The sequence below is a fragment of the Curtobacterium sp. A7_M15 genome, from assembly GCF_030705415.1.
GTDB lineage: Bacteria > Actinomycetota > Actinomycetes > Actinomycetales > Microbacteriaceae > Curtobacterium.
In genome coordinates, this window is sequence record NZ_JAUZED010000114.1 from 1 (window position 1) to 11,217 (window position 11,217).

Consider the following 11,217-nt stretch of genomic DNA (forward strand, 5'->3'; position numbering starts at 1 on the left):
TCGGCGCGGACGGCTCGGGCGGCGCGGTCGGGTCGGCGCTCGAGCCGGCCGTCGGCTCCGTCGTCGGGTCGGACGTCGGGGCCGGCTCCGGCGAGGCTGCGGGGTCGCCGGTGACCACCGGGGGAGTCGTCCCCGTCTCGTCGGCGGTGGCCGACGTCGGGTCGCTCGCCGCGCCTCCCGAGCCGTCGGACGCGCCGGTAGTGACGGCGGTGGCGGGCGTGACCGGTGTCGGAGCCTCGTCGGCCATCGCGCTCGCGGCACCGATGCCGAACGCGGACGATGCGGTGACCACGGCGACGGCTGCGCCGATGGCGGCGCCGCGTCGGACTCTGGCGGTGCAGGACTGCTTCATGGGATCCCCCCTGGATGCTGTGTGGGGCACCGGGAGGTGCCCTCATCCTGGAGGTGTCGCGCCAGGGACGATCCTGACGACCCGGTCCGTCTCGATCCGGTAACGGCGTCCGAGCGCGGGCCGCTTCGGCCGCGACGGTCAGTCGCCGACCGTCGCGGCCGCCCGTTCCAGGGCCTCGCGCAGGGCGCGGACCGCCGGCGACGAGGACCCGGCCGCACGGACCACCGTGAAGATCGTCCGGCGCGGGTGCTCCGGCAGCTCGACCAACCGGCAGGTCGTCGTCCGACCCGTCCACATGAGGTCCGGCATGAGGCTCACGGCGTTCCCGGACTCGACCAGCCGGATCTGCGTCTGCAGGTCCGCGGTCTCGTACCGGACGTCGGGCTCGAAGCCCCAGCGACGGCAGACCTGCTCGGCGAAGTGCCGCGAGGCGGTCCCGCGCGGCTCCATCACCCACGGCAGCGCTGCGGCGTCCTCGATCGACGACACCGGCGCGAGGGCCGTGTCGACCGGGGGCAGGGCGAGCCGGACGGCGTCGGTCGTGAGGTCCTCGCGTTGCAGCCCGGGGAACCGCGGTGCCGCGTGCGCCGGGTACTGCTCGGCGATGACCATGTCGAAGTCCCGGATCCACGTCTCGTGCAGGGCGGTCTCCGGCTCCCGCTGCACCATCTCGATGCGGACGTCCGGGTGCTCGGTCGCCATCGCGTGCAGGGCGTTCGGCATCAGGGCGAGCGCTGCCGACTGGAACACTGCCACCCGGATCCGGCCCTGCACGGTCGGCATGGTCCCCTCGACCTCGGACTGCGCCCGCTCGAGGACGTCGAGCACGTGCCCGGCGGCCTCGACGAGGACCTCGGCCTGCGGGGTCAGCTGGAGCCGCCGTCCGGCCCGGCGCAGCAGGGGCACACCGGCCTCGCGTTCGAGCGCCGAGAGCTGCTGCGAGACGGCCGACGGGGTGAAGTTCACGGCCTCGGCCACGGCGGCGATCGTGCCGCGGATGGAGAGCTCCCGGAGGAGGACGAGGCGGCGGACGTCGAGCACGTCTTCACGGTAGCGGAACTTACGGGTATCCATCACCAACCGTTGCTTCCGCTGAAGGGTCCGGCGCTCCACACTGATCCCATGACGACGCTGCACGAGCACCCCGCCACCGACCACGACGCCCTCGCGGACCAGTCCGTCGCGCTCGTGCGACAGTGGCTCGCCGAAGCCGAGACGTACCCGGTCGACGGTTCGGCGAAGCAGCTCGCCGGCGTCCTCGCCGACCCCGCCGGACTCGACTTCGCCGTCGGGTTCGTCGACGGTGTCGTGCGGCCGGAGGACCTCGGCGTCGCCGCACGCAAGCTCCGCGCCATCGCCCCGAACGCTCCCGGGTTCCTGCCCGCCGCGCTCCGCGGACTCGTCCGGCTCGGCGGCGGCATGGCACCGGCACTGCCCGGCATCGTCGTCCCGATCGCCCGCCGCGTGCTCCGCGAGATGGTCGGCCACCTCATCGTCGACGCCACCGACGCCAAGCTCGGCCCCGCCATCGCGAAGATCAAGCGCGACGGCGTCCGGCTCAACGTCAACCTGCTCGGCGAGGCCGTGCTCGGCGAGGGCGAAGCAGCCCGCCGACTCGAGGGCACCCACAAGCTCCTCGCCCGCGACGACGTCGACTACGTGTCGATCAAGGTCTCCTCGACCGTGCACCCGCACTCCCCGTGGGCGTTCGACCACGCCGTCGAGGACATCATCGAGAAACTGCGTCCGCTGTTCCGCCGTGCGGCGTCGGCATCCCCGGCGAAGTTCATCAACCTCGACATGGAGGAGTACAAGGACCTCGACCTCACCATCGCGGTCTTCACGAAGCTCCTCGACGAGCCGGAGTTCCTGACGCTCGAGGCCGGCATCGTGCTTCAGGCGTACCTGCCCGACGCGCTCGCGGCGATGGAACACCTGCAGGAGTGGTCCGCCGCCCGCCGTGCCCGCGGTGGCGCCGGCATCAAGGTCCGCCTCGTCAAGGGCGCGAACCTGCCGATGGAGCAGGTCGAGGCGTCCGTGCACGGCTGGCCGCTCGCCACCTGGCACACCAAGCAGGACTCCGACACGAACTACAAGCGCGTGCTCGACTGGGCGCTGACGCCGTCGCGCATCGAGAACGTCCGCGTCGGTGTCGCCGGGCACAACCTGTTCGACGTCGCCCACGCCTGGCTGCTCGCCGGTGAACGCGGCGTCCGCGACGGCATCGAGTTCGAGATGCTGCTCGGCATGGCGCAGGGCCAGGCCGCGGCGGTCAAGAACACCGTCGGCTCGCTCCTGCTCTACACGCCCGTCGTGCACCCGCAGGAGTTCGACGTCGCCATCGCGTACCTGATCCGCCGCCTCGAAGAGGGCGCGTCGCAGGAGAACTTCATGTCCGCGGTGTTCTCCCTGGTGTCCTCGCCGGCGCTGTTCGCCCGCGAAGAAGAGCGTTTCCGCGCCTCGCTCGAGCCGCTCTCGCAGTCCGGGGGCCTCCTCGCTCCGGAGGCGCACCGCGTCGCGGACCGCTACGCCGCCGTCGGTCGCCCCGGCCCCGGGCACTTCGAGAACACGCCCGACACGGACCCGTCGGTCGCAGCCAACCGTGAGTGGGGCGCCGCCATCACCGCGCGCGTCGCGTCGTCGACGCTCGGCGTCCGTGCGGTCCAGGAGGCGCGGGTCGACTCCGCCACGACCCTCGACACCGTCCTCGGTCGCGTCCGGGACGCCGGTGCGGCCTGGGGGACCTGGTCCGGTGCCGCGCGCGGCGCAGTGCTGCACGCCGTCGGCGACGCGCTCGAGGCGAACCGCGCCGCGCTCGTCGAAGTGATGGCGTCGGAGACCGGCAAGACCATCGACCAGGCGGACCCCGAGGTGTCCGAGGCGATCGACTTCGCACACTTCTACGGCTCGCTCGCGGCCGAGCTCGACGAGGTCGACGGCGCGTCCTTCACCCCGGCCGCACTCACGCTCGTTGCCCCGCCGTGGAACTTCCCGGTCGCCATCCCCGCCGGGTCCACCCTCGCCGCGCTCGCCGCCGGGTCCGCCGTCGTGCTGAAGCCCGCGCCGCCGGCCGAGCGCTCGGGGGCCGTCCTCGCTTCGATCATCGAGACCGCCCTCGACGCCACGGGCGCTCCGTCGGACGTGCTCGCCTTCCTGCAGGTGTCGGAGAACGACCTCGGGCAGCAGCTCGTGTCGTCGCCGCTCGTCGACCGGGTCATCCTCACCGGGGCGTACGAGACCGCGGAGCTCTTCCGGTCCTTCCGGCCTGACCTGCCGTTGCTCGCCGAGACCTCGGGCAAGAACGCGATCATCGTCACCCCGTCCGCCGACCTCGACCTCGCCGTGAAGGACGTCGTCGCCTCGGCCTTCGGGCACGCCGGACAGAAGTGCTCGGCCGCTTCCCTCGTCGTGCTCGTCGGCTCCGTCGCCACCTCGCGCCGGTTCCGCTCGCAGCTCATCGACGCCGTGTCGTCGCTGACCGTCGGCTACCCGACCGACCCCACGACGCAGATGGGGCCCGTGATCGAGCCCGCCGCAGGCAAGCTGCTCGACGGTCTGACGACGCTCGGCGCGGGGGAGACCTGGGCCGTGCGCCCGACGAAGCTCGACGACACCGGCAAGCTCTGGAGCCCCGGGGTCCGCGACGGCGTCCGCCGTGGTTCGGCGTTCCACCGCACGGAGTACTTCGGGCCGATCCTCGGCATCATGACCGCCCGCACCCTGGACGAGGCGATCGACATCGTCAACGAGGTCGACTACGGCCTGACCTCCGGCCTGCACTCGCTCGACCGGGCGGAGATCGGCACCTGGCTGTCGCGCATCGAGGCGGGCAACCTCTACGTCAACCGCGGCATCACCGGTGCGATCGTCCGCCGTCAGCCGTTCGGCGGGTGGAAGAAGTCGGCCGTCGGCGCCGGGACGAAGGCGGGTGGGCTGAACTACCTGCTCGGGCTCGGGTCGTGGAAGCCGGCTCCGGCTGTGGCCTCTTCGTCCCCGTCCGCTCCGGTCGCCGCGTTCGTGCGTGCTGCGGGTGTGTCGTCGCCGTCGCTCGACCGGGCCGTGGCGTCCGACGAGCAGGCCTGGGCGTCGCTGTTCGGCACCGCGAACGACGTGTCCGCACTGACGGCGGAGCGGAACATCGCGCGGTACCTGCCGTACCCAGCGGTGCGGGTGCGGCTGGCGTCCTCTGCGGAAGACGCCGTGACCGACCTCGTCCGTGTGATCGCAGCGGCGGTCCGTGCCGGCACGACGCTCGACGTCTCGACCGTGTCGACCCTGCCGACCGCGGTCGCATCGGCCGTCCGGGCGCTGCCGAACGTCCGGTCGTTGACGCAGTCGCACTCGGACGCGGCGTTCGCCTCGGCGGTGGCGAGCGGTCCGTCCGGGCGCGTGCGGCTCATCGGCGGTGACACCTCGGCGCTGTACACGGCGATCGGTGGGCGGCCGGACGTGGCCGTGTACGGCGAGCCGGTGACCGAGGCGGGGCGCCTCGAGGTCCTGCCGTTCGTACGGGAGCAGGCGGTGTCGATCACGGCGCACCGGTTCGGGACGCCCAACCACCTGACCGACGACCTGATCTAGCCCGGGTGCCGCGGGGCGTCCGCCTCGCCGCTCGCTCGGCGGCCCGGCGGCCCGGCGGCTCGGCGGCGGGTGCCGCGCACAACCAAAGTGCTCTCGAACCACGCGAACCCGCGGTTCGGGAGCACTTCGGTTGTGCGGGGACGATCCGCGCCGGGTGGCGTGCGGCGGTCACGGTCCCCGGTGCAACAGCAGTTCGATCAGGGTCAGGCCGGGACCGACGATGAAGAGGCTGCCGATCACCCGGATGAACGCCGGCGTGATTATCGAGGCCGCCCAGCGGTCGCCCTGCATCTCTTCCATCTTCCGCCCCCACCGGGCGAACTGCTTCGGGAAGACGAGCAGCACGACGCCGTACGCCATGAAGAAGATCGACACCCAGAACCACAAGCCCACGGCCCGACCCTACGGCTGTGCCGTCGTCAGTTCCGGCGGGTGTAGCGGAACGGCAGTGCAAGTGAACCGCGGTTGCACCCGGTTCGGGAGGCCTTTCTTTGTGCGGGGCTCAGTCGGAGGGGACCGCGGCGGGCACGGTCATCGTGGCGGTGACGAGCTTGCGCAGGTCGTCGGGGAGGGGGACCGGTCGACGGGCGCCCTCCCGGTCGATGACGACGTGCACGAACTCGCCGGTCGCGAGCAGGGCTCCGTCGGACTGCCGGAACAGGCCGAACTCCCACGACAGGCTCGTGTTCCCGAGGTGCTTCGCCCGCATGCCGACCTCGATGACGTCCGGCCACACCGCCGACTCGACGAACCGGCAGCTCGACGAGACGACGACCGCGATCCACTCCGACGTGAACGGGTCGAGCCCGGCGTGCTCGCGGAACCAGTACGTCGCCGCGTTGTCCATCGCGCTGTAGTACAGCGTGTTGTTCACGTGCCCGAACATGTCGTTGTCGTTCCACCGGGTGGGGTAGAGCCGGACGAAGGGGTAGTCGGCGATGGTCATCGGACTCCTGTCGTGGTGGGTCGGAGGACGTACTCGAACGTCGCTCGAGCGCGTTGGGGGTCCGGCGTCTCGCCGGAGATGAGGTCGGCGTAGGTGAAGGACTCCGAGATCCGGACGAGCAGGCGGGCGAGCTCCTCGGCCGAGAGCGGCGCGGGGTCGAACGCACCGGTCGCGCGCTGTTCGTCGACGAGCGCGGTGACCCGGCCGACGAAGCGGCTCTGCACATCGCTCTCGGTGGTGGTCAGCAGGCGCAGAGCGCGTGCGGGCTCGCGGGTGAGGAACGACCGGAAGTACGGCGCGTCGATCAGGTCCGCCGTGAAGCGGTCGAGCACGTCCACGATGCGCGCGGCCCCGGAGGGAGCGGCCGCGGCGGCAGCCGCGTCGAACGTCGGCACCGCGAGCGACCAGAGGATCTCGGACAGCAGCCGGTCACGGTTGCCCACCCACCGGAACAGCGACGTGCGGTCCACGCCGAGCGAAGCGGCCAACGCGCCCATGTCGATGCGTGAGCCGGCGATGAAGGTGTGTCGCGCCTCCCGGAACGCGCTGAGCGCTGAATCCGATGTGTACACGCGACCCTCTCTTGCAACGTTTCGGAGAATGATGCACGATCAGTGTATGTCACTGACGACGGCCATCCCCGCGCTCCTCGAGTCCGACTTCTACCGGTTCCAAGAGGGGTTGACCGACCAGGAGCGCGAGTCCCTCGGGCGGCTGCGCACGTACCTCGAGTCCGACGTCCGCCCGATCGCGGACGAGTACTGGGCTCGCGCCGAGTTCCCGAAGCAGGTCATCACGCCGCTGTCGGAGCTCGGCATGTACGGGCCGAGCATCCCGCTCGTGCGACAGTTCGAGAACTCGGCCGTGTACCGCGGGTGGGCGGCGCTCGAGCTCGGGCGTGTGGACGCCAGCGTCGCGACGTTCATCGGGGTGCAGTCCGGCCTGGCGATGAACTCGATCGCGGTGGCCGGCAGTGACGAGCAGCAGCAGGAGTGGTTGCCGCGCATGGCCTCCGGCGAGGTGGTCGGGGCGTTCGGGCTGACCGAGCCGCTGTCCGGTAGCGACTCCGCTCGCGGACTCCGGACGACGGCGCGGCGCGAGGGCGACACGTGGGTGCTCGAAGGCGAGAAGCGGTGGATCGGCAACGCCACCTTCGCGGACGTGGTCGTGATCTGGGCGAAGGACGTCGCCGACGGCCAGGTGAAGGGATTCCTCGTCACGACGGACACGCCGGGGTTCACGGCGACGAAGATCGAGGACAAGATCGCGCTCCGCGGGGTGCAGAACGCCGACATCGTGATGACCGACGTCCGGGTGCCGGAGTCGCGACGGCTGCAGCGCGCCGACTCGTTCCGCGCGACGGCCGAGGTGCTCCGCCTGACCCGGACCGAGGTGGCGTGGCAGGCGATCGGCATCGCGGTCGGGGCCTACGAGGCCGCGCTCGACTACGCCCGAACTCGGATCCAGTTCGGGAAGCCGATCGCGTCGCACCAGATGGTGCAGGACCTGCTCGTGAAGTCCCTGGCGAACATCACGGCGTCGATCGCGCTGTGCACGCAGGCCTCGGCGATGCAGGACGCCGGGACCGGGGGCGACGAACACTCGGCGATGGCGAAGGCGTTCGCGACCGCGAAGATGCGCGAGACCGTGGGGTGGTGCCGCGAGGTGCAGGGCGGCAACGGGATCGTGCTCGAGAAGGGCGTAGCGCGGTTCTTCGCGGACGCCGAGGCGATCTACTCGTACGAGGGGACGCGCGAGGTGAACACGCTCATCGTGGGGCGGGCGATCACGGGGCAGGCTGCGTTCGTGTAGCGGGGCGGGGGCGCGGCTCCGGTTCCGGTGCCTCGGTGTTGCGACGTGGTCGATGTCGTGCGACAGCGGGCTTGTCGTTCGTTGCGCGTGCAACAGTTGCGGGCGCGCGGGTGCGACGTCGTCGATGTCGTGCGACAGCGGCCTTGTCGAGCCTTGCGCGTGCAACAGTTGCGGGCGCGCGGGTGCGACGTCGTCGATGTCGTGCGACAGCGACTATGTCGTTCGTTGCGCGCGCAACAGTTGCATACGCAGGGCAGCGACGTTGCGGTCGTCGTACGACATCGACGATGTCGTGCCACAACGCCGGCCCCGGCGCCTCCGCCCGCACCCAGCCCCAAGCGCCCCGCCCGCGCCTGCACCCGATGCGGCGCCCCCGCTACCCCAGCAACTCCGGCCGGCGCCACTCGCCCCCGAGCACGTGCTGCTCGAGGAACGCGAACACGGTCTCGTACCAGACCACCGCGTGCTGCGGCTTCAGCACCCAGTGGTTCTCGTCCGGGAAGTACAGGAACCGGTGCGGCATGGTGCCGTCGCCCGCTGCGTGGTGCTCCGCCAGCTCGGACCAGAGGCGCAGCCCCTCGCCGATGGGCACCCGGTAGTCCTTGTCGCCGTGGATGACGAGCATCGGTGACGTGATGTCCGCGACGAACCGGTGCGGGTCGTTCTCGTGCAGCCCGGTCTCGTCGAAGATCGACTGCCAGTACTGCGACATGTCCGTCGTGCCGTTGAACTGGTCGAGCGCCCAGAGGCTGGCGTGCGTGACGATCGCCCGGAACCGGTCGGTGTGCCCGGCGACCCAGTTCGCCATGTAGCCGCCGAACGACCCGCCCATGGCAGCCGTCCGGGTCTCGTCGATGTCGGCGCGGGCGACGACGGCGTCGGTGATCGCCATGAGGTCCGTGAACGGCGCCTGCCCCCACGCGTTCCAGCCGCGGTTGATGAAGTCGAGTCCGTACCCGGTCGACAGTGCCGGGTCCGGCAGCAGCACGGCGTACCCACGGGCCGCGGCGAGCTGCGGGTTCCAGCGCCAGGACCACTGGTTCCACGAGTTGAGCGGACCGCCGTGGATCCAGAGCAGGAGCGGGCGCGGGCCGTCGCCGTCCGAGGAGGGCGGCAGCAGGAGCCAGCCACGGACGCGGGAGCCGTCGGCCGCGGTCGTCTCGACCTCGTCGAGGTGGCCGGGCACCTCGGGCAGGGGCGCCGGGGTCGCCAGGGTCGTCACGGTGCCGTCCGCGTCGATCCGGACGGGGTGCAGCGGGGCGGCCCAGGAGGCACGGAGCGCCACCACGGTCCCGCTCGCCGCCGCCACGCGCAGGCTCGAGTACGCCCAGTCGTCGTGGGTGAGCTGTTCGACCGCGCCTCCGTCGAGCGGGATCCGGAAGACCGGGGCGCGACCGTCGTGGTCCGCCGTCGCCAGGAGCGCGCCGTCGTCGTGCGTGAAGACGAGCTCGCTCGGCCAGCGGTCCCACTCCACCGCGATCCGCCGGGCTCCGGACAGCGTGGAGCCGTCGAGCGAGGCGACCCAGATCTCCTGCGCCGTCGCGCCCCGGGGCGTGAACCGCTCGGTCCGGACCCACGCGAGCGTCCGGCCGTCGTGGCTGATCGTCGGCATCTCGTGGTCGACGTCGGGATCGTCGAGCAGGACGGTGCGCGTGCCCGTCGCGACGTCGAACGCGACGACGGTCGAGCGGGAGCCACGGGCCTCCTGCGCGCCGACGGTCGCGACGACGACGGAGCCGTCGAGCGAGAGGACCCCGTCGACGTGCTCGAGCGACCGGCCCGGGGTGGGCGTCAGATCGGTGAGCACGGGGAGGTGCTTCGGGTAGGTCGCGGGGTCGTCGTCGGTGCTCGTCGACACGTCGCGAGCGGTCGACGCCTCGGCCAGCGTCCCGAGGTCGAGCGTCAGGACGTGCGTCTCGTCGGGGCCGAGGTCGTGGTCCCAGAACCGCACCGGGTAGGTCTCGTGCAGGATCGCCTGCACCTTCCGCTCCTTGCGACGCCCACGGAGCTCGGCGTCGGCGGCGACCACGCCCGTGCGGTCCGTGCCGGCGCCCGGCAGCAGCCCTGCGGTCACCGCGACGGTGTCGGCGTGCGATGCGGCGCCGATCACCCCGCCGACCCCGCCCGCGAGCTTCGTCACCGGACGTGCCTCGCCACCGGCGGCGGGCAGCACCCAGAGCTGCGCGGCGTCGCTGTCCTTCTCGCCGTCGCCGTCGGGGCGGGCGGACACGAACAGCAGGTCACCGGTGCGCGTGAAGGAGACGCCGCCCTCGCCCTTCGCCGAGCGCGTCAGTCGCACCGGAGCGGCCGTGTCGTCCGACCCCGGGACCGCCCACACCGACCGCCGATAGCCCGTGCCGTCGGCGTCGAGCACGCTGACCGTGAGGGCGACCCGGGAGCCGTCCGGACTCACCGCGATCCCGTCCACTCGGGGGAGGGCTGTGTACTGGTCGAGGTCCGTGAACGGCGTCGTCATGCACCCACGCTAGCGGCGCTCCCGGGCCCCGAGCCGGTCACACGACGCTCTGTGGAGAACTCATGCCCAGAACGCGGCGATGCCCTCGGCCACGGCGGCGCCCTGCGTCCGTCCGGCATCGGCAGCGGGGGCCTGCGTTGAGAGGGAGAGCGAGTTCGCGCCGAAGGCCTGCTGCGAGGTGCTGTCCGCGACGACGACCTCGACCGAGCTGCCGGCCGCCCGGAGTCCCTCGACCGCGACGTCGAGCCACGGCCCGAGCGGCGACGGTCCCTCGGGGCCGCAGGCGATCACGAGGACGCGTTCGTACCCGGCCGCGACGTCGGCGTTGGTGGCGGAGCGCATGCCCCCGTCGACGTAGGGCCGGCCCTCGATCCCGACCGGCGACCACACGAGCGGCACCGAGCAGCTCGCGGCGACCGCACGGGGGAGCGGGACGCCGTCGGCAGCGGTGAGCACACGGAAGGTGCCGTCGGTCGCGTCGATCGCGGTGACGGCGAGCGGCCTCGGCGGCCACTCGGTCGACGGGAGCGTCTCGGCGAAGGTCGCGGTGCGCTCGTCGTCGGTCTGTCCGTCGGTGGTGCGCTGGGCGAGGAGCCCGAGTCGTGCGCGCGCGTCCTGCTCGGACGACGCTCCCTCGAGCACCGCCCCGATGCGCTGCTGGAAGTCCTCGCCGTCGATGGGGACGGGTTCCTCGTAGGTGGTCGGTACGGCGGCGTGCTGCTGGTCGTACGCCTGCTGCACCGCGCCGTACCGGACGAACGTGCCGACGACGCTGCCCGCGCTGGACCCCACCACGAGGTCGGCCGCGTCGAGGTCCATCCCGGCGTCCTGCAGCGCGGAGAGGACCCCGAGCTCCCAGGCGATGCCGGCGATGCCACCACCGCCGAGGACGAGTGCTCTGGTTCCGGGCGTGGGCGTGGAGACGTCGGTCATGCGTCCTGCTTACCAGGTGCGGACGACGCGCAGGGGCGCGCGACGTGACCTGTGGAGAGCGGGTGAGTGCGGCCCTGGTCGTGCGCAGCGTCGGACGGGAGGCGCGGTGCGGGCCCG

Annotated in this window: 8 protein-coding genes and 1 pseudogene; 2 read left to right on the top strand and 7 right to left on the bottom strand. The window is 72.1% G+C overall.

Annotation, left to right across the window (positions count from 1 at the left end; all coding sequences use genetic code 11):
- Together Q7F20_RS15690 and Q7F20_RS15695 are read right to left on the bottom strand one after the other, a co-directional pair.
- Positions 1-352 (bottom strand): annotated as a pseudogene (locus Q7F20_RS15690) (hypothetical protein); the annotation flags it as partial.
- A 138-nt stretch (positions 353-490) separates the two neighbouring features.
- The gene (locus Q7F20_RS15695) at positions 491-1,393 is read right to left on the bottom strand and encodes a LysR family transcriptional regulator (RefSeq protein WP_305741010.1); all 903 of its coding nucleotides are present in this window, start codon (positions 1,391-1,393) and stop codon (positions 491-493) included.
- Positions 1,394-1,474: 81 nt separating this feature from the next.
- Here Q7F20_RS15695 and Q7F20_RS15700 point away from each other — a divergent pair, with 81 nt between their 5' ends.
- Positions 1,475-4,933: a bifunctional proline dehydrogenase/L-glutamate gamma-semialdehyde dehydrogenase gene (locus tag Q7F20_RS15700; RefSeq protein WP_305741003.1), complete on the top strand. Its 3,459-nt coding sequence runs from the start codon at positions 1,475-1,477 to the stop codon at positions 4,931-4,933.
- 168 nt (positions 4,934-5,101) lie between these two features.
- Here Q7F20_RS15700 and Q7F20_RS15705 read toward each other — a convergent pair whose 3' ends face one another.
- The 3 genes from Q7F20_RS15705 to Q7F20_RS15715 form a co-directional block, all read right to left on the bottom strand.
- The gene (locus Q7F20_RS15705) at positions 5,102-5,326 is read right to left on the bottom strand and encodes a hypothetical protein (protein ID WP_305741004.1); all 225 of its coding nucleotides are present in this window, start codon (positions 5,324-5,326) and stop codon (positions 5,102-5,104) included.
- A gap of 109 nt (positions 5,327-5,435) precedes the next feature.
- Positions 5,436-5,879, bottom strand: coding sequence for a thioesterase family protein (locus Q7F20_RS15710; protein WP_305741005.1), 444 nt, complete (start codon positions 5,877-5,879; stop codon positions 5,436-5,438).
- Positions 5,876-6,451: a QsdR family transcriptional regulator gene (locus tag Q7F20_RS15715; protein WP_305741006.1), complete on the bottom strand. Its 576-nt coding sequence runs from the start codon at positions 6,449-6,451 to the stop codon at positions 5,876-5,878. Before Q7F20_RS15715 ends, Q7F20_RS15710 begins: the two co-directional genes overlap by 4 nt.
- A 46-nt stretch (positions 6,452-6,497) precedes the next feature.
- Here Q7F20_RS15715 and Q7F20_RS15720 point away from each other — a divergent pair, with 46 nt between their 5' ends.
- Positions 6,498-7,691, top strand: coding sequence for an acyl-CoA dehydrogenase family protein (locus Q7F20_RS15720; RefSeq protein WP_305741007.1), 1,194 nt, complete (start codon positions 6,498-6,500; stop codon positions 7,689-7,691).
- Between the two features lie 376 nt (positions 7,692-8,067).
- On the opposite strand, the gene Q7F20_RS15725 is transcribed toward Q7F20_RS15720, so the two are convergent.
- Both Q7F20_RS15725 and Q7F20_RS15730 read right to left on the bottom strand, forming a co-directional pair.
- Positions 8,068-10,167 carry an alpha/beta fold hydrolase gene (locus Q7F20_RS15725; protein ID WP_305741008.1) on the bottom strand — a complete coding sequence of 700 codons (2,100 nt, stop codon included), beginning with the start codon at positions 10,165-10,167 and terminating at the stop codon, positions 8,068-8,070.
- A 60-nt stretch (positions 10,168-10,227) separates the two neighbouring features.
- Entirely contained in the window at positions 10,228-11,100 is an 873-nt protein-coding gene (locus Q7F20_RS15730) for a patatin-like phospholipase family protein (protein WP_305741009.1), read from the bottom strand.
- Positions 11,101-11,217 lie beyond the last annotated feature (117 nt).